Origin of the sequence: Pseudomonas orientalis (assembly GCF_001439815.1) — a bacterium.
Lineage (GTDB): Bacteria > Pseudomonadota > Gammaproteobacteria > Pseudomonadales > Pseudomonadaceae > Aquipseudomonas > Aquipseudomonas orientalis.
Window position 1 is genome coordinate 682,183 of the sequence record NZ_JYLM01000002.1, and the last position, 22,607, is coordinate 704,789.

Genomic DNA, 22,607 nt, shown 5'->3' on the forward strand with positions numbered 1-22,607 from the left:
GCGTTATCGTTAACGTTTTTCGCGAGCAAGCTCGCTCCTACCGAGGTTACGGGGCCACCACCAGCCCCGCTGCAACCCCGCCGCCGCCAGCAGAATCGCTGCCACACCCAGCCATTGCAGCCATCCCAGGCGATGCCCGAACGCGATCCAGTCGACGAAAATCGCCGCAATCGGGTAAATGAACGACAAGGCGCCGGTCATTGCGGTCGGTAGCTTCTGTATTGCCCCGTACAACAACACATACATCAAGCCCGTGTGCACCAGACCCAGGGTCGCGAGCGCCGCCCAGGCATCGGTCGATGCGGGCAAACGGTCCCAGGGCACCAGAGGTGCGAGCAACACCGCGCCGGTGGTCACCTGGATCAACGCCATCAAATGCGGCGGCACCGCCTTGAGCCGCTTGATGATCAGCGCGGCAACCGCGTACAGAAAAGCCGCGCCCAGGGCCAGGGCGATGCCTGCCAGATAGTCGCCGCCGCCCTGCTGCTCACCATGGGCCGTGACAATCGCCAGCATGCCCAGGAACGCCACGCTCAGCCAGGTGATTTTGCGCAGGGTGATCGGCTCACCGAGAAACACCGCCGCCAGCATCACCAATAGGAACGGCTGCACGTTATACACCGCCGTACTGATAGCGATTGAAGCGCGCGAGTAGGATTCGAACAGCAGCAGCCAGTTGCCGACAATGGCCACGCCACTGAGCACCGCCAGCCCGAGCCTGGTCCAACTGAGCAGGTCCAACCTCAGGTAACCGAGCAAGGCGCACACCAGCAGCAGTGCCAGCGCCCCAATCACACAGCGCCAGAACACCACCTCGATCACCGACACGCCGGACACCAGCACAAACCAGCCGATGGTGCCGGAGATCAGCATGGCGGCGATCATTTCCCACATTCCGCGACGGATGGCGGTATCCATAATTGATGCTCCTCAAGTGAGGCTCAATTATGGCAATCTGGCACGCAGCCGCACCAGCGACTAAAAAAGGTTGGAACCTCCAATCACCTTTATTAATTAGGCCAATCCCATGATTGACACCATCGACCAGCAACTGATCGCCGCCTTGATGGATGACTCGCGCCTGTCCCTCAAGGCCCTGGCCGGCATCACCGGGCTGTCGTCGCCAAGTGTCGGCGAACGCTTGCGCCGCCTGGAAGAACGCGGCGTACTGACCCACTACACCGTCGACATCGACCCCAAACACTTCGGTTACCTGCTGCAGGCCATCGTGCGCATCCGCCCCCTGCCCGGCAAGTTGCAGGAAGTGGAACGCCAGATCCAGGCGATCCCCGAGTTCACCGAGTGCGACAAGGTCACCGGCGAAGACTGCTTCATCGCCCGCCTGCATGTGCGCACCATGGATCAGTTGGACAGCCTGTTGGACCGAATCAACGGGTATGCCGAAACCAACACCGCAATCGTCAAGAAAACCCCGGTGAAACGGCGGTTGCCGCCGCTGACCGACTGACGGACAGCACACCGCACAAACCTGTGGGAGGGGGCTTGCCCCCGATGGCGGGGTGTCAGTCAGCACATCGGCGACTGACACACTGCTATCGGGAGCAAGCTCCCTCCCACATTGGATCTGTTCCAGCCGTCGATTCAATCCTGAAGGGCTTTCGCCGCCGCCAGCAACCCCTGGAATTTGCGATAGCGCACCGCCAACACCGGCTGCTGCCGTACATCAGGCACATACCGCGCCTTCACCGGCATCCCCCCCGCCAGCAAATCCGCGCCCTGCCCGATGGCCATGAATCCCAGCTTCGCCGCCCCAATGCACGCGCTCAACTCGCTGCCGTGCAAGGTGTAGATCTCACGTTGCAGGATATTCGCCAGCAATTGCGCCCAGTACGCACTGCGCGCCCCTCCACCGACGAGCGCAAAGGACTTGACCTCGACGCCGGACGATTGCACCGCGCGCCAGGCGTCGAGCAAGCCGAAGCCCACGCCTTCCATCACCGCATAGCCGAGCATCGCCGGCGTGCAGTCGTGGCCAAGGCCCAGGAAGCCGCCGCGCAGCAAGGGGTCGTTATGGGGCGTGCGCTCACCCGCCAGGTACGGCAGGAACAACGGAGTGGACAGCGGCGCCCCTTGCTCGATGGGCAATTGCGCCTGCACCTGGTCCAACAGCGTTTGCTCATCCGGCATGCCGGTCAGGCGTGTTACCCAGCGCAGGCAACTGGCACCGGCCAGCATCGCGCCCATCGTGTACCAGCGTTCGGGCAGCGCATGGCAGAAACTGTGCACGGCGCTGGCCGGGTTGCCGGCGGCGTGATCGGTAATCGCCACAATCGCCGCGCTGGTGCCCAGGGTGATAAAGCCGTCACCGGCGTTGATCGCACCGATACCGACCGCCGCCACCGGGTTATCCCCTCCGCCACCGGCAATGACGACGTGCGGCGACAAGCCGAGCCCAACCGCCGTCACACAGGCACTCGCGCTGCCGCCCTCCACCAGCCTGGGCATCTGCGCAGGGGTCAGGCCGGTGGTGTGCAGCATCGGCGCAAACCATTCACGTTGCGCCACATCCAGCCACAGGGTGCCGGCCGCATCCGACATCTCGCTGATCCGCTCGCCGCTCAGGCACAGGCGCAGGTAATCCTTGGGCGAAAGCACGCAATCAATCGCGTTGAACACGTCGGGTTCATGCTGTTGCAGCCATAGGAGCTTGGGTGCGGTCAACCCGGCCATCGGCAAGCTGCCCGTAACCTCGGCATGCTCGGCGCCCAGTTGCTCCGCCTGCAATACCGCGCGGGAGTCGTCCCACAGAATGGCCGGGTACAACACGCGGTTGTCATCGCCGAGCAATACCGCGCCGTGCATCTGCCCCGACAGGCCAATACAGGCCACGCGGGCAAACGCCGCATGCCCACGCAGCTGTTGCAGCGCCTGCAAGCACGCGTGCCACCAGTCTTGCGGCGCCTGCTCGGACCAGCCGTCATGGCGACGCGAGACGCTCAAGCGCACGCCCGCGTGGGCCAGCACGTTGCCGTCGATGTCCATGAGGATGGCTTTGAGTTCCGAGGTGCCAAGGTCGATACCGAGGGAAACAGGACCGCTCATACGTGGGATTCCAATCAATCACAGCCACAGGAATTGCGCACATGCAGGCGAGGCGCCAGGCGCACGCTGTGCTTGGGTGCAGTGGGGGTCGCCATGCGGTGCAGCAACAGCTCGACGGCGCGTGCGCCCAATTGCTGGACCGGCTGGGCGATCAGGGTCAGGCGTGGCAGGAAAAAGTCCGCCCATTCGAAATCATCGAAGCCGACCAGGGCCATTTGCCCCGGCACGTCGATGTGCGCATCACGCAGGGCCTGCATGGCGCCCAGGGTCATCAGGTTATTGCCGGCCATGATGGCGGTCGGCGGCGCGGCCAGGCTCAGCAGTTGCACGGTAGCCTGGCGTGCCGGCTCGGTGTTGGAGCCGCCGTTGACCAGCAGCTGCGGATCGAACCCCAGCCCCGCCGCCTGCAATGCCGCCTGGTAGCCCGCCACCCGCTCATCGGTGGTACTGAACCCCGCGCGCCCGGCGATAAAGCCGATGCGGCGGTGCCCATGGGCAATCAGATGCGCGATCAGCGCCTGGGTAGCCTGGCTGTTCTCCACCCCGACCTGATCGAACTGCTCACTCATCATGCGATCCACCAGCACCGCAGGAATTGCATTGGCGCGCAGGTAATCCAGGGCCAGCGAGCCGTTCGACGGCGCCAGCACAATTCCGTCGACCCGCCGCTGATGCAGCGCGGTGACTACCCGCAATTCCTGCTCCGGGTCGTCATGGGTGTCGACGAACAGCATCATGTAGCCGTGCCTGGCGCACGCGGTTTCAATCGCGTGCACCGTCTCGCTGAAGTAATGGTTGGACAGCGCCGAGATCGCCACGCCAATGGTGCTGGTGCTCGACCGTGCCAGTGAACGCGCCAGGGTGTTGGGTGCGTAGCCCAGCGCCTGGATCGCCTGCTGCACCGCCTGCACCGTGGCCGGGCTGACCTTGCGGGTGCCGTTGAGCACATGGGACACCGTCGACGTCGACACCCCGGCCCTGCGTGCCACGTCATCCATGGTGACCATGGCGCTATCCCCTCGGCTCAACGACTCAGTGTTTGCTCGACCAGCCGCTGTAGCTGCCCACGTTGTCGCGGGTGATCAGTTTTGGCGTGAGCAAGGTCACCGCTTCGGCCGGGGCTTTATCGTTGAGCAGGTCATTGCCCACATCCACGGCGGTCTGGGCCATGGCCCACGGGTCCTGGCTGGCGGAAGCCTGGATCTGGGTGTCGGTCTTCAACGCGTTCTCGATATCCGGCGCGCCGTCCACCGAGGTGATGATGATGCCGCTGCGCTTGAGTTGCTTGGCCGCCAGGTCGCTGCCGATGGCTTGCGGATCATTGATCGCGAACAGGCCGTCGATTTTCGGGAAGCGCGTCAGGTAACCCTGCATCGCGTTCAAGCCGCCTTCACGCGAGCCCTTGGCGTCCTGGTCGTCGGACAGCACCTTGATTTCCGGCGCGCCGGCCAGCGCGGCTTTGCAGCCCTTGACTCGGTCGGTCACCGCGGTCACTTGCGGGCCGTTCTGGATGATCACATTGCCTTTGCCCGAGAGTTTGTCCACCAGGTATTGGCAGGCCAGTTTGCCGGCCTCGACGTTGTCGGTCTGCACCGTGGCGTTCACGCCCTTGGCGTCCACGTCCACCGCCACCACGATAATCCCGGCATCCCGCGCTTTCTTGATCGCCGAGGCCATGGCGGAGGGGTCGACGGCATTGATCAGGATCAGGTCGACCTTGGATGAAATGAAGTTATCAACCTGCGCAAACTGCTTGCTCAAGTCATAGTCGGCCGACACCGAGGTGACCTTGACGTTGGGGTTCAACGCCTTGGCCCGCGCCGTGGCGCCATCGGCCAGCGTGACGAAATACGGGTTGCCCAGCGAGCCCATGCTGATGCCGAGGGCCTTGAGTTCACGCGCCTGCACGGCCTGGGACATCAGGGCTGCCAGGGCAATCAGCGGAAAAATACGTTTGACGTTCATGCGGGTCTCTCTCTTGTGATTGTTATAGGAGTCAAATCAAGTGCGCGCACCGGACTGGCGATAACGATCCAGCGCCACCGCGCCGATGATCACGATGCCTTTGATGATGTACTGCCAGATATCCGATACCCCCAGCAGCACCAGGCCATTGGTGAGCACCGCGATGATCAGCGCGCCGATCAGGGTGCCGCCGATGGTGCCGACGCCGCCGGTAAAGCTGGTGCCGCCAAGAATCACCGCGGCGATCGCATCCAGTTCATAGGACTGCCCCAGTTGCAGGCCGTTGGCGGCGAACAGGCGCGAGGCGCTCATCACCGCACCGAGCCCGGCCAACGCACCGGACATGGCATAGACGAACAGCAGCACCTTCCACACCTTGATCCCCGACAGCCGCGCCGCTTCCGGGTTGCCGCCCACCGAATAGATCTGCACGCCCATCACCGTGCGGCGCAGGATGAACCATGACAGCGCCACCACCGCCACGGCAATCACCACCAGCCAGGGCACACCGAGGATCGAGTCATTGCCGATGAACGCAAACGGCAAGTCGGGGTTGAACACGGTCTTGTCGTCGGCCAACAGCCTTGCCAGGCCACGCATGGCGGTGAGTGCGCCGAGGGTGACAATGAACGGCGGCAACCGCATGAAGGCGATCAACCCACCGTTGACCAACCCCAGCAACAGGCCAAAGCCAATCCCGGCGGCGATGCCGAACATGCCGAACTGCGGCGACATCGACGCCTGCAGCGCCACCACCGCCGACGCCGCCAGGATCGCGCCGACCGACAGGTCGATGCCCGCCGTGAGAATCACGAAGGTCATGCCGGCCGCCAGCACCACATTCACCGAGGCCTGCTGGGTGATGATCGACAGGTTCTGCATCGTCATGAAGTTCTCGCTGGCCAGGGCGAAGCCCACCAGCAGCAACACCAGCACCGGCAACATGCCCACCGTGCGCATCAGCTCGCGTACGCGCTCAGCCTTGCCCGTCGTTGTTGCGCTATTGAATTCAGCCATTGGCAGCCACCTGATCGCCACCGGTGGCGAGGTCGATAATACGTTCCTGGGAGATGACGTGACCGGAGGCCCCGCCGACTTCAGCCACCAACTGGCCTTCGCGCATGATCAGCACACGGTCGCAGGTGCCGATGATTTCCGGCAGTTCGCTGGAGATCACCACGATGCCGACACCCGCCAGGGCCAATTGATTGATGATGCGGTAAATCTCGGATTTGGAACCGATGTCCACGCCACGGGTGGGCTCATCCAGAATCAGTACATGGGGCTTGACCTCCAGCAGCCGCGCCAGCAACACCTTCTGCTGATTGCCGCCGGACAGCGCGCCCACGTTGACCTTGCCCGAGGCCACGCGAATCGACAGCGACTGGATGGCGTCATTGGCGCGCTGTGCGCCATGGGCGCGATCGAGCACGCCACCGGCCCGCGCATCCGGCACACAGGCGCACACATTGATGTTGTCGGCCACGCTCATGTCCAGGAACAGGCCCTGGGCCTTGCGGTCTTCGGTGAGGTACACCACGCCGGCACGAATGGCGTCCGCCGGGGTGCGCAGTTGCGTCACCGTTTTGCCCACCACTTCCAGGGTGCCGCTGGTGCGCGGGTCGGCGCCGAAGATCAGCCGCGCCAGCTCGGTGCGCCCTGCCCCCACCAGCCCGGCAATGCCCAGCACTTCACCGGCATGCAGATCGAAACTGCAATTGCGCACGCGCTTGCCATCGGCCATGTCGCGCACGCGCATCACCACGTTGCCGGGGTTATAGGCGGCGTGTTCCTTCTTGTAGAAACCGGACAGGTCGCGGCCCACCATCATCTTCACCAGCACATCGGCCGACAGCGCCTCGCGGGTCAGCTCACCGATATACTGGCCGTCGCGCAGCACCGAGACCCGGTCCGACAGCTCGTAGATTTCGGCCATGCGGTGGCTGATGTAGATGATCGCCAGGCCCTGGCTGCGCAGCTGTTTGATCAGCGCGAACAGACGGTCGGTTTCACGGGAGGACAGCGGCGTGGTCGGTTCGTCCATCACCAGGATCCTGGCATGGGCATGCAGGGCGCGGGCGATTTCGACCAACTGGCGCTCGGCAATCGACAGGCTGCTGACCTGGGTGGCGCCGGTGAATTCGGCGCCCAGGCGTTGCAGCACCTCCACGCAACCGGCCTGCATGCCCTTGCGGTCGATGGTCCAGCCTCGGCGCAGTTCGCGGCCCAGGTAGATATTCTCGGCCACGCTCAGGTTCGGGCACAGGCTCAGTTCCTGATAGATCACGGCGATGCCGAGGGCTTTGGCGGTAGCGGGGGTGAAGCTGGCGACGGGTTGGCCATCGATGCGGATAACGCCACCGGGATCGGCTTGGTAGGCGCCGGAGAGGATTTTCATCAGGGTGGATTTGCCGGCGCCGTTCTCCCCCATCAAGGCGTGGATTTCGCCGGGGTAGACCTTCAGGCCGACGCTTTTGAGCACGCGCAAACCGTTGAAGGTTTTGCTGATGCCCTGCATCTCAAGCAAGGGTTCAAGGCTCATGGATGAGCTCCTGGATTTATTGTTTTTGTTGTCGAGTGCTGCCGACTCTAGTTCAGATACATTTGCTTACGCAAGCGCTTGCGTTGCCGTTTTTGCGCAAGGTGAAACGTTTCATCAGCGGAGAAACACGTAAATCATTGAAATGCGGGCGCTATTGCATCGAAAGGCTGCACTCGGCCATCAAAACGCCATAATCTCTGCTATTGTCCAACGAACTCATCTCCTCCTCATCGCGTCCGCGCGATCTTCTGTGAGCATGTTCTGCGCCATCGCGCTATGCCGATGGCACGCTTGAAGTTCACGGAATGCCTGGCAATGGACACCCCCCTACCCGACCCGCCCCAATCACGCGCCGAAAAAATCGTTGAGTTCAAGCGCCAGAAAACCTTGCTCAAGACCGGCGCGCTGCAGGATGCGATCTTCAACAGCGCGTATTTCTCCAGCATCGCCACTGACGAAAAAGGCGTGATCCAGATCTTCAATGTGGGCGCCGAGCGCATGCTCGGCTACGCCGCTGCCGATGTACTCAACCGCATCACCCCCGCCGACATCTCCGATCCCGCCGAACTGATTACCCGCGCCGCCGCCCTCAGCCTGGAACTCGACACGCCGATCACGCCAGGTTTCGAAGCCCTGGTGTTCAAGGCCTCCCGCGGCATCGAAGACATTTACGAACTGACCTATATCCGCAAGGACGGCAGTCGCTTGTCGGCCATGGTCTCGGTGACCGCCCTGCGCAACCGCCATGACACGATCATCGGCTACCTGCTGATCGGCACCGACAACACCGCGCGCAAGCAGGAAGAAGCCGAGCGCAAAGGCTTCGAACGCGCCCTGGAAGAAAAGAACCTGGAGTTGGAACATGCCAACCACATGAAGTCGGAATTCCTCGCCACCATGTCCCATGAACTGCGCACGCCGCTGAACGCGGTGATCGGTTTTTCCGAGGCGCTCAAAGACGGGCTGGTAGGCGACATGAGCGAGATCCAGCGCGAGTACATCGGCGACATCTTCACCAGCGGCCAGCATCTGCTTGCGTTGATCAACGATATTCTCGACCTGTCCAAGGTCGAGGCCGGGATGATGGACCTTGAACTGGAAGCCGTGGAACTGGCCGGCCTGTTGGCCAACAGCCTGTTGATCGTGCGTGAAAAGGCCGCCCTGCAACGCATCCAGTTGACGCTGGACAACCCGCAGGATTTTGGCTGGCTGCAGCTGGACCTGCGCAAGACCAAGCAGATCGTCTACAACCTGCTGGCCAATGCGGTGAAATTCAGTGAGCACGGCAGCACCGTGACGTTGGTGGTGCGTGAAGTCAGGCGCGAACAGGTCGGCCTGATCCCCGGCGATTGGCCGGTGCAGGGTTTTGTCCTGCCGCCCGGCAGCCACCCGGCATTTCTCGAGCTGAGCGTGAACGACACCGGTATCGGCATCGCCCCGGATGACATGAGCAAGCTGTTCAAGGCCTTCAGCCAGATCGACAGCAGCCTGGCGCGCAAATTCGAAGGCTCCGGCCTGGGCCTGGCGATGGTCAAGCAATTGACCGAGCTGCACGGCGGCAGCGTGGCCGTGGCCAGCCGCGAAGGCCTGGGTGCGCGTTTCGTGGTGTGGCTGCCGCTGCACCGCATTCCGGAGGCAGCATGGCCGATATCCTGATCATCGAAGACAACGAAGCGAATATGCGCCTGGCGCGCCTGTTGCTGGTAAGCGCAGGCCACAACGTACAGTGGGCGGCGGATGCCGAAAGCGGGCTGACCCTGGCCCGCGCGCAGCAACCGGCGCTGATCCTGATGGACATTCAGCTGCCAGGCATGGACGGCCTGGCCGCGACCCGCTTGCTCAAGCAAGACCCGCTCACCGCGCACATCCCGGTGATCGCCCTGACCGCCATGGCCATGAAGGAAGACCGGGAAAAAACCCGTCTGGCCGGTTGCGATGCCTACGTCACCAAGCCCCTGCGCTACAAGGAACTGTACCAGGTGATCGACACCCTGCTGAACCCGACCATCACACCTCCCGCATGAGTCCTCTCCATGGCCAGCTCACCCGCAACCCTGTTGATCGTTGACGATGAACCCCAGATACGCAAACTCCTGGAAACCCTGCTGCAGCACGAGGGTTACCAGACCCTGAGCGCGAGCAACGGTGAAGAGGCTTTGCAACTGGTGGCGCGGCAGCCGCCCGACCTGATCCTGCTGGACATCATGATGCCCGGCATGGATGGCTACGAGGTGGCCACCCGGCTCAAGGCCAACCCCGTCACGGCGAACATCCCGATCATCATGCTGTCGGCCTTGAGCGAATCCAGCGCACGGGTCAGCGGCCTGGAAACCGGCGCCGAGGAATTCATCAGCAAGCCGGTCGAACGCGTCGAGCTGTGGCTGCGGGTGCGCAACCTGCTGCGGCTCAAGGCCCATGGCGACGAGCTCAAGCAACACAGCGCAATGCTCGAGCAGCAACTGCAACAGCGCAGCGGCGACGATACCCAGATGAACGTGCATGATCTGGCCCGGCAAGACCTGGAGCACGCTCTGCGCGAGGCGGTTGAGCGGCAGGCATTCGCCCTGCACTACCAGCCCAAGGTCGAGCTGGCGGGCGGCGAAGTCTGCGCCCTGGAGGCTTTGCTGCGTTGGGATCGGCCAGGCTACGGCGCGGTATCGCCGGCGGTGTTCGTGCCGATCCTGGAAAGCCTGGGGCTGATCGTGCCCGTGGGACGCTGGGTGATCGAGCGCGTGTGCGAACAGATTGCCGCCTGGCAGTCGAGCGGCCTCGGCGCGATTGAAGTGTCGGTCAACGTCTCGGGGCATCAGTTGATCGAGGGTGACCTGATTGCCGATATCGAGCACATCCTGGCCCACACCGGGGTTGACGCACACTGGCTGGAGGTGGAACTCACCGAAGGCTCGTTGATGGAAAACACCGAACACACCATCGCCGCCCTGCAACGCTTGCGGGCCATGGGTGTGAAGATCGCCATCGATGATTTCGGCACCGGTTACTCGAGCCTGGCGTACCTGCGTCGCTTCCCCATCGACACCCTGAAGATCGACATTGCGTTTATCCGCGAAGTCACCACCAACCCCCAGGATGCGGCGATTACCCGCACGATCATCGAACTGGCCCACAGCCTGAAGCTGCGCGTGGTGGCCGAAGGGGTGGAAACCCAGGCGCAACTGGCCTTTCTGAAAGAGGCCGGCTGCGATCAGATCCAGGGGTATCTGTTCAGCCGACCATTGCCGGTGGAAACGCTGGAGCGCTTGTTGCTGGATCGGATTCAATAAGCTTGAAAACCGTTGCCGGCTTGCGCTGCAACCCAATGCAATCACATTGAACCTGCGCCCTGCAGTGGCCCTCAAACCTGCACACACCACGGCCGCGGTACTCGTTCGATGACATTCATTCTCTGGCTGGCCGTATTGGGCGCCGTGCTGCTCATTCTCGCCCTCACCTCCTCCTACCTGCGCTGGATGCCGGTAACCACCTCGGCGGTGTGCCTGCTGTTGGGCGTCGCTATCGGGCCGCTGGGCGTGGACCTTTTGCACCTGGACGTCAAGGGCTCCGCCCGCTGGATGGAGCACCTGACGGAAGTCGCGGTGCTGTTTTCGCTGTTCGTCAGCGGTTTGAAACTGCGCCTGCCGCTCAGGCACCGCACCTGGCGCATCGCCTTTGGCATGGCCGGGCCGGTGATGCTGCTGACGATCCTCGGCACTTGTCTGGCGCTGCATTACCTGTTCGAGTTGTCGTGGGGGGTGTCGCTGTTGGTGGGGGCGATGCTGGCGCCCACCGACCCGGTACTGGCCGGCCTGGTTCAGGTCAACAATGCCCAGGACTACGACCCGCTGCGGTTCGGCCTGTCCGGCGAAGCCGGTTTGAACGACGGTACCGCCTTTCCCTTTGTCATCTTCGGCCTGATGTTCATGCAGCACGGCGGTTTCGATGGCGACTGGTTCGGCGGCTGGGTGTTGAAAAACCTGATGTGGGCGGTGCCGGCCGGGCTCTTGATCGGTTACTGGATGGGCCGTGGCATCGGGCGTGTGACCCTACGCATGCGCCTGATCAATGCCGACAGCACCTCGTCACCCAATGACTACCTCACGCTGGCGCTGATCGCCCTGGCCTATGTGAGCGCCGAAGCCGTTGGCGGCTATGGCTTCCTGTCGGTGTTCGCGGCGGGCCTGGGGCTGCGCCAGGCCGAGTTCAAATCCACCGGTTACGCCCAGACACCCGCCGAGCATCTGGCGCAGCCGGTGGTGGGCCACCTGGAGATCGAGCCTGAACAGGCCCTGCACGGTGATGTCAGCCAATTGCAGGACACGCAGATCGCGGCCGGCGTGATGATGGGCGACATGCTGGCCTTCGGCAGCCTGGTGGAACGCTCGATGGAAGTGTTCCTGGTGACCGTGCTGGGCATCGTGCTGGTCAGCCATTGGGACTGGCGCGCGCTGGCGGTGGCCGCGTTGCTGTTTTGTGTGATTCGCCCGGTGAGCGTGTTCGCCATGCCCTGGGGCAGCCTGATGGACCGTCGGCAACGCAGCCTGGTCAGCTGGTTCGGCATTCGCGGAATCGGCAGCATCTACTACCTGTTCTACGCCCTCAATCACGGGCTGATCGGCACCAGCAGCACCGTGGCGGTGAACCTGACCCTGTCGGTGATTGCGTTGAGCGTGATGGTGCATGGCCTGAGTACCCAGCCGATGCTGGTGTGGTACGAACGGCGCGCCGCGCAAAAAAATTGAATCCTGCGCCGCGCCTGGGTTTCAAACGTTCACTATCGACAGCGCGAGTCAGCAGATGAAACAGATAGGCCTACGATTGTGTGAGGAACGCCAGCGCCTCGGCTATTCGCAACAGTACCTGGCGCAGGCCGGTGGTGTGACCGTGCGCGAGCAACGCCAATATGAGCTGGGCGAAGACCTGCCGCGCGCCGATTACCTGGCGCAATTGGCCGGGCATGGGGTGGATGTGGTGTATGTGGTGACCGGTAAGCGCAGCACTGTGGTCAATATCAGCCGGCACCAGGCGCAGACCCTGATGGATAACCGCGTGGTGGGCCAGGAGGTATCGCTGGACGGCCCGCCTGAAGAAGACCTCTACTTCAAGCTCAGCGATCCCTCCGGCCCGCCGCCGGATCAGTCCTGATCTTCGGTGTTGCCGACGTCCGCCGCTTCATCCAGATCGTTGAGCGGCACCTCGGCATCGTCCATCAATGAGCCCGGGTCTTCATTGCCCGGATCGTTGAGTTCTTCGTCCAGTTCTTTTGACATGGGTGTCTCCTCTAACCGCCTTGGGTATCGATATCGGCATCGGTTTCAGGCTTGTGCTCAGGCTCAGGCTTGAAGTCCGGACTGTAGTCGTTTTCCTTGGCCTGCGGGTCCGGTGCCGGCGTCGGGTCCTTGGGGGCATCGGCGGCGGTGCCGGGAGCTGGCGCGCCGCCGTCAATCGCCGGGTCGTTGCGGTCAGTGGTCTGGGGATCGTTATCTATCGTCATGGCGCACCTCTTTGCAGGCCTGTGGGGCATCTGTACCCCGTAAAGCTAAGGCGCTGCGTTGAGGGGTGAAGTTCCGTCCGATTGCTCAGTGCAAGGGGTTATCGACCTGGATGTAGAAAGCATAGAAGCCCAACACCAGCCAGAACCCCATGAACAACCAGGGTGCGCGCATGGAAAACAGCAGCGACTTGCGATAGCCCTTGTGGGTTGACTCCCTTTCGGAAAACAACGGCGATTCGTCGTAGGCCATGCCCATCAACGGTTCACTGCGCAGCAGCTCGCTTTGCTTGTAGTGCCAGTGATCGATGATCTCGTAGGCGGCGCGAATGCCAGGCCAGGCGTTGAGCGAGCTGAGAATCCCCAGCGCGGCGAGAATCACCGGCACCACCAGGGTGAACAACTTGCCCCACTCCGGGTTCAGGTTGCCCATCCCGGAGACAAAGGCAATCACCAGGAATGACTGGGCGGTGAGGTAGGCGTCGGTGCGGTTGGCCAGGATGCTGGTTTCGTACTGGATCTCGCGACGATAGAAGTCGAGCCGGTCCTTGGGCGAACCGAAGATCTTGGCGTTGTGCTCGCTGTGGTCGGTCAACGCCGATTCCGGCGTGTTGGGCGAAATGATTCTGGGCACGACGGGGCTCCATCAGGTTTCAAGGCTCATTAGAAGAAGCGGGCATGGGTGAAGTTCAAGTTAGTCGCGCACCAAATCAGAGCACCGTGCGCCCCCCGTAGGAGCGAGCTTGCTCGCGAAGAACGCAAGAGCAATGTGTTTAACCGGATTGGCGCGTCATCGTTGACGATCTTCGCGAGCAAGCTCGCTCCTACAGAGGATTTACCGGTATCGACTGCCGTTCCGGCACACGCCTTGCTTAATCCATTCATCCGCCGGTAAACAGGAGCATTCGTTACCCCCCGACCCAGAGCCGACTCCATAAGAAAGTAAGGACCAGACCTGTTGGCACCGTCAGCCACAGGCTCATAAAAAAAGCGTTTTTTAGCGGCAGTGCCACCCAAGCAAGCTGCCAACCAAGCAAGGCTGGGCACTGACAAGGTACTGGAATGGCTCGATCTTTCTTCGATGAAATGAATGACGCAGATGGCGCATGCCGTGCGCATTATCAGGATTTCTCCCGCTGGCTGGCCAATACGCCGCCGGAACTGCTGGCCCAGCGTCGCCGTGAAGCGGATTTGCTGTTCCACCGCGCCGGCATCACCTTCACGCTGTACGGCGACGAGCAAGACACCGAGCGCCTGATCCCCTTCGACATCATCCCGCGCAGCATTCCCGCCAGCGAATGGCGCGTGATCGAGCGCGGCTGTATCCAGCGGGTCACCGCGCTGAACATGTTTCTCGCCGATATCTACCACGACCAGCGCATCATCAAAGCCGGAATCATCCCGGCAGACCAAGTGCTGGGCAATGAGGGCTATCAGAAGGCAATGGTCGGCCTGGACCTGCACCGCGACATCTACTCGCACATTTCCGGCGTCGACCTGGTGCGCGATGGCGACGGCACCTACTACGTACTCGAAGACAACCTGCGCACCCCCAGCGGCGTCAGCTACATGCTCGAAGACCGCAAGATGATGATGCGCCTGTTTCCGGAAGTGTTCGCCAGGCAGCGCATCGCGCCGGTGGACCATTACCCCAACCTGCTGCTCAAGACCCTGAAAAGCGCCAGCCGCCTGGATAACCCCAACGTCGTCGTACTCACCCCAGGGCGCTTCAACAGTGCCTTCTTCGAGCATGCCTTTCTGGCCCGGGAAATGGGCGTGGAGCTGGTGGAAGGCGCCGACCTGTTCGTGCATGACCTCAAGGTGTTCATGCGCACCACCGACGGCCCCAAGGCGGTGGATGTGATCTACCGGCGCATCGATGACGCGTTCCTCGACCCGCAGGCGTTCAACCCCGACTCGATGCTCGGCGTGCCCGGCCTGGTGGCCGCCTATTGCGCGGGCAACGTGGTGCTGGCCAACGCCATCGGCACCGGCGTGGCCGACGACAAATCGATCTACCCCTATGTACCGGAAATGATCCGCTTCTATCTGGATGAAGAACCCGTGCTGCAGAACGTGCCGACCTTCCAGTGCCGCAAGCCGGATGAACTGTCCCATGTGCTGGCCAACCTGGCGCAATTGGTGGTCAAGGAAACACAGGGCTCGGGTGGCTACGGCATGCTGGTGGGCCCGGCTTCCACCGCTGCCGAGATCGAAGACTTCCGTCAGCGCATCAAGGCGCGACCCCACGCCTACATCGCCCAACCGACCCTGAGCCTGTCGACCTGCCCGACCTTCGTCGAAAACGGCATCGCGCCGCGGCATATCGACCTGCGCCCGTTCGTTCTGTCGGGCAAGGAAATCCGCCTGGTGCCCGGCGGCCTGACCCGTGTAGCGCTCAAGGAAGGCTCGCTGATCGTCAACTCGTCGCAAGGCGGCGGAACCAAGGACACCTGGGTGGTGGAGGACTGAATCATGTTGAGTAGAACCGCCGCAGATCTGTACTGGATGTCCCGTTATCTGGAGCGCGCCGAGAACCTGGCGCGCATGCTGGAAGTCAGTTATTCGTTGTCGTTGATGCCCCACGCCGGGCGCAGCGATGGGCTCGATGAACTGGCGATGTCGCTGCTCTGCAGCGGCACCCTGGACAGCTACCTTGAGCGCCATCAGCAACTGGACGCCGAACGCATGCTGCACTTCTTCGCCCTGGATGAAGAAAACCCGGCCAGTATCTACAACTGCCTGCGCGCTGCCCGGGGCAATGCCCATGCGGTGCGTGGGCGCATCACCGCCGACATGTGGGAAAACCTCAACGCCACCTGGCTGGAAATGCGCAGCATCGCCGCCGGCGGCCTGGCGCGGCATGGCATCAGCCATTTCTGTGACTGGGTCAAGCAACGCTCGCACCTGTTTCGCGGCGCAACCTCGGGCACCATCATGCGCAATGACGCCTATCGCTTCATTCGCCTGGGCACCTTTGTCGAACGCGCGGACAACACCCTGCGCCTGCTGGATGCGCGTTATGAGATGTTTGGTGAAGAATCCGAAGAAGTCAGCGACGTGTCGGCACGCGGCTATTACCAGTGGAGCGCCCTGCTGCGCGCGCTGTCTTCGTTTGAAGCCTATACCGAGCTGTATCCGAATGCCTTGAACGCCCGCTCGGTGTCCGAGCTGCTGCTGTTGCGCAGTGACGTACCGCGCTCGCTGCATGCGTGCATCGAGGAGTTGAACCACATCCTCGCCGACCTGCCCGGCAGTTACGGGCGCACGGCCCAGCGCCTGGCGGCCGAGTTCGAAGCGCGCCTGCGGTACACCGGGATCGATGAAATTCTGGAAGAAGGGCTGCACACCCGGCTGACCGACTTCATCGACACCGTGCGCGAACTGGCGCGGGCGATACAAAGCTCCTATCTGGAAGTGGTCTAAGGCTTTTTGTAGGAGCGAGCTTGCTCGCGAAAAACTCACAGGCACCGCGTTCATTCAGGACGCACGCGTTATCGTTGACGTTTTTCGCGAGCAAGCTCGCTCCTACAGAGTACGGCGTACGACAAGCCCTCCCACAGTTGAATGGCGGTGAGTCCCTCAGGTCGTTGGCGACCACCATTTGGGCAGCAACTGCCTCACCCGCGCCTCACCAAAGCGATCATCGATCAGCATCACCACACCCCGGTCGTGCTGGCTGCGGATCACCCTCCCCGCCGCCTGCACCACTTTCTGGATACCGGGATACAAATAGGTGTAGTCATAGCCCGCGCCGAAGATCGCGCCCATGCGTGCTTTGATCTGTTCATTCACCGGATTGAGCTGCGGCAGGCCCAGGGTGGCGATAAACGCCCCGATCAGGCGTGCGCCGGGCAAGTCGATGCCTTCGCCAAAGGCGCCGCCGAGCACGGCAAAACCCACGCCCTGGCTGTGCACGGTGAACTGGTCCAGAAAGGCCTGGCGTTCAGCCTCGGCCATGCCCCGTGACTGCAGCCACAGGGCAATCTGCGGGTGCCGCTCGGCCAGCAGCTGTGCCACTTGTTGCAGGTAATCGAAACTGGAGAAAAACGCCAGGTAGTTGCCCGGCTGCGTGGCGAACTGCCGGGCGATCAATTCCACGATCGGTTCCAGCGACGCCTGGCGGTGCACGAACCGCGTGGAGATGCGCTCGACGATGCTCACCTGCAATTGCTCGGCCTTGAACGGCGATTCGACGTCGACCCAGGCGGTGTCCGTCGGCAACCCGAGCAAGTCGGCGTAGTAGTGGCGTGGGCTGAGGGTCGCGGAAAACAGCACGCTGCTGCGCGCGGCCGTCAATCGGGGCCGGATGAACTCGGCCGGCACCACGTTGCGCAGGCACAGGGTCGAGCTGCTGCGCTTGGCACTGAATTGACGCTTGCTGATATCGAAGATGAAGTGTTCATTGAACAGCTCGGCCACCTTGGTAAATTGCAGCGCCTCGAAATAGAAGGCTTGCAGGTCACCGTTAAGGGCTTCGGGGTGGTCGTTGAAATAGTCGCCCATGGCGCTGGCACACAGGCTCAGGGCCTGCAGCAGCTTGTCGGGTTTGCCCGCGTAGGCCTGATACGGCGCAAGTTGGTCCTTGTGCAGTGCATTCCATTCCCGGTTCAGGCGCTGCAAGGGCTTTTTCAGCGGTTCAGGTGCGCTGTCACGCACGGTCTTGAGGCTGTACTGATCGAGGCTGGCGCTGTACATCGAACGGGCGCGTTCGACCAGGTTATGCGCTTCGTCCACCAGCACCGCAACGCGCCACTGATTGAGCTGCGCCAGGCCGAAGAGCATGGCGCCGAAGTCGAAATAGTAGTTGTAGTCGGCCACCACCACGTCGGTCCAGCGTGCCATCTCCTGGCTCAGGTAATACGGGCAGACGTCGTGAGCCAGCGCCACCTCCCGCAGGTGACGCTGATCGAGCAGGCGAACCCTGGATGCCGCCTGGCGGGCAGCGGGCAAGCGATCGTAAAAGCCCTTGGCCAACGGACACGAGTCGCCGTGGCAGGCTTTGTCCAGGTGTTCGCAGGCCTTGTCGCGGGCCACCAGTTCCAGCACCCGCAAGGACAGCTCGGGGCTGCTGTCGTACAGCACCTGGGCGGCATCCAGCGCCAGCTTGCGGCCCGGGGTCTTGGCAGTGAGGAAAAATACCTTGTCCAATTGCTGCGGGGCCAGGGCCTTGAGCATCGGAAACAGCGTGCCGACGGTCTTGCCGATGCCGGTCGGCGCCTGGGCCATCAGGCAACGGCCGGTGCTGACCGCCTTGTAGACCGACTCGGCCAGGGAACGCTGGCCGCTGCGAAATTCGGCATGGGGAAACGCCAGGCGTTGTGCGTCGCGATTGCGCGCCTCGCGGTGTTGCATCTGCTGGTGGGCCCAGTCGAGAAACAGCGCGCATTGCTGGTTGAAGAAGCGTTCGAGGTCAGGCGCGGCAAAGCGCTGCTTGAGCAGGGTCTCGCCCTCGCCGACGATGTCGAAATACACCAGCGCCAGCTCGATCTCGTCGAGCCCCAGCTTCTGACACATCAACCAGCCATAGACCTTGACCTGGGCCCAATGCAATTGCCGATGGTTGGCGGGCTGGGCCTTAAGGTCGCCGCGATAGGTTTTTACCTCTTCCAGGCGGTTGCTGTCCGGGTCATAGCCGTCCGCCCTGCCCCGCACCTTGAGCTGCTCGTACTCACCCTCAAGTGCCACTTCGTTCTGGTAATGCGCGCTGCGCCGCGACGCCACCGTGCGATGGCCGACGATGCCTTCCTGGGCACTGGGCGACGGGGTAAAGCGCAGGTCCAGGTCACCGACCTTGGCCGTGAACTCGCACAACGCGCGCACCGCGACGCTGTAGCTCAAGCGGGCTCTGCCCAGCGCACATAGCAGACCGTGACCGGCATCTGGTACTCGCCGCAGAACTCCAGCCAGCGCAGTTGGTTGTCCTGCAGGCGGTCGCCAGGGCCCTTGACCTCGATCATGCGGTAGGTTTTCTGCGCCGGCCAGAACTGGATCAGGTCAGGCATGCCGGTGCGGTTGGCGCGGATATCCAGCAGCAGCCGCTCGAACCAGTAACGCAGGTGTTCGGCCGGCAGGCAGGTCAGGGCTTGCTCGAGCAGTTCCTCGCTGAGCAGGTTCCAGAACACAAAGGGGGACTGAATCCCCCATTTGTCCAGGTAACGCTGGCGGATGGTGGTTTTGTAGCGCTCGTCCCGCAGTTGCTCGAAGCACGCGTTGAACAAGGCGGCGCGGCGTTGCTGGAAATCTTCGCTGTGCAAGTCGGCAGGCCCGCGCTGGAACGGGTGGAAAAACGCGCCCGGCAGCGGCGCGAAAATCACGTCCCAGCACAGCAGGCCGAACAGCGAATTGATCAGGCCGTTTTCCACGTAGTGCACCGGTGCGTCCGGCTCGCTCAGATGGGCCTGCACGCAGTATTCCACCGACATCAGCGGTTGCGGCGGCGTCAGTGCCAGGTCCAGGCGCGTGACGGCGCGCGGCTTGGCCTTGGGCACCTTCGGCTCACCCAGCTTGCGCCGCAGACGCGGCACTACGCGCAGCAGGTGTTGCTGCTCGGCGGCACTTTCCGGCGCCTGTTGCGCGGCAACGGCCAACGCCAGGGCTTGTGCATAGGCCTCCTGGCGCTCCAGTACGCGGATCAACCGCGCGCGTGCGCCGGGATAGGCGCAGCCACGATAGATCTGCTCGGCCACGCCCAACTCGGCGCTGCGCTCACAGTATTGACCGATCTGGAACAGCAATTTGGCGCGGCGTTTTTCCAGCCAGGGGTTGTCGGTGTGCAGCGTGGCGATGTGTGCCAGCACCGTTTCCAGCGCCTGGCCCGCCTCGAAAGCCTGCTGGCATTGGTGCAGGAACAAAAAGCCCTCGACGTCGGCGCGGCTGCGCAACCCTCGGGATTCGGCGCAGAACGCAACCTTTTCGTAGGTGTAGATGCCCAGGTCCGCCAGCACGAACTCCGACCAGTCCTGATACAGGTTGCCGAAAAACATCAGGCGCAGGCGGTCGCACAACTCCATCACCGTCAGGCTGTAGAGCGCATCCTGCAGGTCGGGGCACCAAAGGGCGAAGCTGCGGCTCTCGTTGAACTGCGCCGCCAATGGCGCCAGCCAGTCGGATTTGCGGCCCTTGGGTTGCTCGATCCACGGCTTGAAGGCCATGAGCAGCTCGCCTTTTTGCAGCAAACCGAACAGCTCTTCAAAGCCCAACAGGCAGTGGTCCTCGACCCAACCGAACGCCAGCAGTGGCTGCATGGCCGCATGGGGGCAGCCGATTTCAAGGTAATTGAGTTTGCCCCCACGAAAATGCACGCCCTTGCGCATGACCATACGCACCAATAACGCCTGCGACGCCTGCGGCAACCTGTCGAATTGCTGAATGAACTGCAATTCGTCCGCGTCGAGCAGATCGGCATAGCGCTGCTCCAACCACATCAGCACTTGGCGGAAGTTGTGCAGGTAATACAAGGGGTCTTCGAGGAGGTTGGCCATGGTACAAAGGGATCGACTACTGGTTATGCATACAGATTGACGTCGCGAACGCTTTGTTGCAATCAGTAATAGATAAATGGCGCCTGCAACTTTTTGAAAAAAAGCGATCAGATGAGGGAGCTGATCGCGTAACATTTATGCCCCGCAGCCAGACGCTGCGGGACTTTTCAGGGTTAAAGGTAAGGGTAATGAACATGAAGAATTTGGGTCTGCCGCTGGTTGCACTCACTTTTCTGGTATTGGCCGGTTGCTCCACGCAAACCGTCGTGACGTTACAGAACGGCACACAGTATCTGACCAAGGACACACCCAACGCCAAGACCGCCGACGGTTTCTATGAATTCACCGACATCGCCGGCAAGCGTATTCGTATCAAGGCCGATGATGTAGCGACGGTGCGCAAGGAACAATAATTTCAGGCTGGCCTATATCAAATGTGGGAGGGGGCTTGCCCCCGATAGCGGTGGGTCAGCTACACATAAGCAGGCTGATACACCCCAATCGGGGGCAAGCCCCCTCCCACAGTTTTGACCGCATTCCATTCGTTAGCCGATCACAATCCCCTCCCCCGATAAACTGCTCACACCCACCAGCGTCACCGAATCAGCGCCGAAGCTGATCACGGTATCCCCGCCTACCAGCCTGGCATGGTCGCGATAATCCGTGCTGCCCTGCACGTCCGTGAATATCAGTTTGTCCGTTGCCTGATAGCCCATCACGCGATCATTGCCAAACTGCCCGTTGAACAGAAAGGTGTTATGCCCACTGCTGTCGCGGATCGTGTCGTTGCCCCTGCCGCCCTCGATAAAGTCCGCGCCCTTGCCGCCCTGGATCAGGTCGTTGCCGTGACTGCCGATGATGAAGGTATTGCCCTTGTGCGTTTCGGCATTGCGGTTGAGGTCTTGCACCCAGGTGGTGGCCCGTGCCGGGTCGGACAGGTTGGCGACGATCACCGTGGAGTCGCGGGTCATCTGTTCATAGAAGCCGGAGTCGAGAATGCGCGTCATGCCATCGCCGTAGCCGGTGGGCAAGTGCGACACCCAGGTCGGTACGTTGAGGATGGAAAACGGCAACGCGTTCCACAGCGATGACGCGTAGTGATCGTTGAAGCTGACGATATTGTCGGTGGTGGATTCATGGGGTTTGTCGTGCACGCCGAGGGACGAGGGGTTGAACGATGCGCCATCCAGCGCGCGGAACACCGGGTCATTTTCGTAGCCCACGTTCAGCACCTTGTCACCGGCGCTTTGGGTCGGTGAGGCATAGGCCACATAGTTGGCATCCTTGTAGAAGCCCGACCATTTATTGTCACTCAAGTCGGCCATGCTGTTGACCGCCAGCCCACCGAGGCTATGGCCGCTGACCAGCACATCCTGGCCGCTCAGGCCGTGGGCGCCGGCAAACGCGGCAACGTTCTCGAGCAAGCCACCGAAGGCTTCGCCGACGTAGTTTTTTGCGTAGTCCTTGGGACCGAACGCGGCGAGCAGGTCGCTGATCACATCGCCGATGGCGTCACTGATCAGGTGTTCCCGCGGCCCCGACGTGCCGCGAAAACCGATGCCGATTTCCTGCAGTTTGCCCGCGTCATCGTATTTGCCCAGCACTTCGACCTGGGCTGAGGCGTAGCCGGGTTTCTCGCCAAAGAAGGTACCCCGGTCGTCTACCTTGCCGGTGTAGCCCAGGGCGCTGGCGCTGATCGGCGTCCACCCGGCCGCGTGCACCGCGTCGAGGGCGGCTTTTTCCGAGTCGGGGTTCCAGGGGATCCCGCCAATCACCCCCTGGGCATCGGTGCCGCCGATCAAGGCGCTCACCAGCGTGGCCGGCAAACCCAGGCCCAGACCGTTGTTCTGGTAACCCACGGCAAACCCGTGATCCAAGTTGTGGTAGGCGTACAGCGTGATCGCCAGCGCGTCGGCGAATAACGTCTTGGAGCCCTCGGTCCCGAGGTTTTTATAGTCAAAGATACCCATGGCACTGCCTCTCTGTTGTTGGATTTGTCGAGAAAGCGAAAACACCTGTTAACCGTTACCTCCTGTAGGAGCGAGCTTGCTCGCGAAGATCGTCAACG

General features: G+C 62.2%; 21 protein-coding genes. 9 read left to right on the forward strand and 12 right to left on the reverse strand.

The window, feature by feature from the left end; genetic code table 11:
* Positions 1–9: 9 nt before the first annotated feature.
* A complete protein-coding gene (locus TU82_RS07365) occupies positions 10–918 on the reverse strand; it encodes a DMT family transporter (RefSeq protein WP_057722455.1) in 909 nt (302 codons plus the stop codon).
* Positions 919–1,027: 109 nt separating this feature from the next.
* Between TU82_RS07365 and TU82_RS07370 the strand changes: the two genes are divergently transcribed.
* Positions 1,028–1,468, forward strand: a complete 441-nt coding sequence (locus TU82_RS07370; protein WP_057722456.1) for an Lrp/AsnC family transcriptional regulator — start codon at positions 1,028–1,030, stop codon at positions 1,466–1,468.
* Positions 1,469–1,602: 134 nt separating this feature from the next.
* Here TU82_RS07370 and xylB read toward each other — a convergent pair whose 3' ends face one another.
* The 5 genes from xylB to TU82_RS07395 are packed head-to-tail and all read right to left on the reverse strand — an operon-like array spanning position 1,603 to position 7,570.
* Positions 1,603–3,063, reverse strand: a complete 1,461-nt coding sequence (gene xylB, locus TU82_RS07375) for a xylulokinase (protein ID WP_057722457.1) — start codon at positions 3,061–3,063, stop codon at positions 1,603–1,605.
* 14 nt (positions 3,064–3,077) lie between these two features.
* Positions 3,078–4,070, reverse strand: a complete 993-nt coding sequence (locus TU82_RS07380) for a LacI family DNA-binding transcriptional regulator (RefSeq protein ID WP_057722458.1) — start codon at positions 4,068–4,070, stop codon at positions 3,078–3,080.
* 25 nt (positions 4,071–4,095) lie between these two features.
* Positions 4,096–5,028: an ABC transporter substrate-binding protein gene (locus TU82_RS07385; protein WP_057722459.1), complete on the reverse strand. Its 933-nt coding sequence runs from the start codon at positions 5,026–5,028 to the stop codon at positions 4,096–4,098.
* Between the two features lie 36 nt (positions 5,029–5,064).
* Complete coding sequence (locus TU82_RS07390) at positions 5,065–6,045, reverse strand: ABC transporter permease subunit (protein WP_057722460.1); 981 nt, start codon at positions 6,043–6,045, stop codon at positions 5,065–5,067.
* Positions 6,038–7,570, reverse strand: a complete 1,533-nt coding sequence (locus TU82_RS07395) for a sugar ABC transporter ATP-binding protein (RefSeq protein WP_057722461.1) — start codon at positions 7,568–7,570, stop codon at positions 6,038–6,040. The genes TU82_RS07390 and TU82_RS07395 overlap by 8 nt, the downstream gene beginning before the upstream one ends.
* A gap of 315 nt (positions 7,571–7,885) precedes the next feature.
* Here TU82_RS07395 and TU82_RS07400 point away from each other — a divergent pair, with 315 nt between their 5' ends.
* The 5 genes from TU82_RS07400 (at position 7,886) to TU82_RS07420 (ending at position 12,709) form a co-directional block, all read left to right on the forward strand.
* Positions 7,886–9,226 carry a sensor histidine kinase gene (locus TU82_RS07400; protein WP_057722462.1) on the forward strand — a complete coding sequence of 447 codons (1,341 nt, stop codon included), beginning with the start codon at positions 7,886–7,888 and terminating at the stop codon, positions 9,224–9,226.
* On the forward strand, positions 9,211–9,594 hold the full coding sequence (locus TU82_RS07405) for a response regulator (protein ID WP_057722463.1): 384 nt from the start codon (positions 9,211–9,213) through the stop codon (positions 9,592–9,594). Before TU82_RS07400 ends, TU82_RS07405 begins: the two co-directional genes overlap by 16 nt.
* Positions 9,595–9,603: 9 nt before the next feature.
* Positions 9,604–10,851 carry an EAL domain-containing response regulator gene (locus TU82_RS07410; RefSeq protein ID WP_057722464.1) on the forward strand — a complete coding sequence of 416 codons (1,248 nt, stop codon included), beginning with the start codon at positions 9,604–9,606 and terminating at the stop codon, positions 10,849–10,851.
* Positions 10,852–10,959: 108 nt separating this feature from the next.
* On the forward strand, positions 10,960–12,306 hold the full coding sequence (locus TU82_RS07415; protein WP_057722465.1) for a cation:proton antiporter: 1,347 nt from the start codon (positions 10,960–10,962) through the stop codon (positions 12,304–12,306).
* Between the two features lie 55 nt (positions 12,307–12,361).
* A complete protein-coding gene (locus TU82_RS07420) occupies positions 12,362–12,709 on the forward strand; it encodes a helix-turn-helix domain-containing protein (RefSeq protein ID WP_057722466.1) in 348 nt (115 codons plus the stop codon).
* Here TU82_RS07420 and TU82_RS29340 read toward each other — a convergent pair.
* The 3 genes from TU82_RS29340 to TU82_RS07430 form a co-directional block, all read right to left on the reverse strand.
* Positions 12,700–12,834 (reverse strand): hypothetical protein, encoded by a 135-nt coding sequence (locus tag TU82_RS29340; protein ID WP_256592792.1) that lies wholly within the window; start codon positions 12,832–12,834, stop codon positions 12,700–12,702. The genes TU82_RS07420 and TU82_RS29340 overlap by 10 nt on opposite strands.
* An 11-nt stretch (positions 12,835–12,845) precedes the next feature.
* Positions 12,846–13,058, reverse strand: coding sequence for a hypothetical protein (locus TU82_RS07425; protein ID WP_057722467.1), 213 nt, complete (start codon positions 13,056–13,058; stop codon positions 12,846–12,848).
* 85 nt (positions 13,059–13,143) lie between these two features.
* Complete coding sequence (locus TU82_RS07430; protein WP_057722468.1) at positions 13,144–13,689, reverse strand: hypothetical protein; 546 nt, start codon at positions 13,687–13,689, stop codon at positions 13,144–13,146.
* A gap of 428 nt (positions 13,690–14,117) precedes the next feature.
* Between TU82_RS07430 and TU82_RS07435 the strand changes: the two genes are divergently transcribed.
* Both TU82_RS07435 and TU82_RS07440 read left to right on the forward strand, forming a co-directional pair.
* On the forward strand, positions 14,118–15,527 hold the full coding sequence (locus tag TU82_RS07435; protein WP_057722469.1) for a circularly permuted type 2 ATP-grasp protein: 1,410 nt from the start codon (positions 14,118–14,120) through the stop codon (positions 15,525–15,527).
* 3 nt (positions 15,528–15,530) lie between these two features.
* Complete coding sequence (locus TU82_RS07440) at positions 15,531–16,481, forward strand: alpha-E domain-containing protein (protein WP_057722470.1); 951 nt, start codon at positions 15,531–15,533, stop codon at positions 16,479–16,481.
* 156 nt (positions 16,482–16,637) lie between these two features.
* Here TU82_RS07440 and TU82_RS07445 read toward each other — a convergent pair whose 3' ends face one another.
* Positions 16,638–18,896, reverse strand: coding sequence for an ATP-dependent DNA helicase (locus TU82_RS07445; RefSeq protein ID WP_057722471.1), 2,259 nt, complete (start codon positions 18,894–18,896; stop codon positions 16,638–16,640).
* Positions 18,893–20,539, reverse strand: a complete 1,647-nt coding sequence (locus tag TU82_RS07450) for a VRR-NUC domain-containing protein (protein WP_057722472.1) — start codon at positions 20,537–20,539, stop codon at positions 18,893–18,895. The genes TU82_RS07445 and TU82_RS07450 overlap by 4 nt, the downstream gene beginning before the upstream one ends.
* Before the next feature lie 188 nt (positions 20,540–20,727).
* Here TU82_RS07450 and TU82_RS07455 point away from each other — a divergent pair, with 188 nt between their 5' ends.
* Entirely contained in the window at positions 20,728–20,952 is a 225-nt protein-coding gene (locus tag TU82_RS07455; RefSeq protein ID WP_057722473.1) for a YgdI/YgdR family lipoprotein, read from the forward strand.
* A 132-nt stretch (positions 20,953–21,084) separates the two neighbouring features.
* Here the strand turns inward: TU82_RS07455 and TU82_RS07460 are convergent, their stop codons facing one another.
* Complete coding sequence (locus TU82_RS07460; RefSeq protein ID WP_057722474.1) at positions 21,085–22,509, reverse strand: polyurethane esterase; 1,425 nt, start codon at positions 22,507–22,509, stop codon at positions 21,085–21,087.
* Positions 22,510–22,607 lie beyond the last annotated feature (98 nt).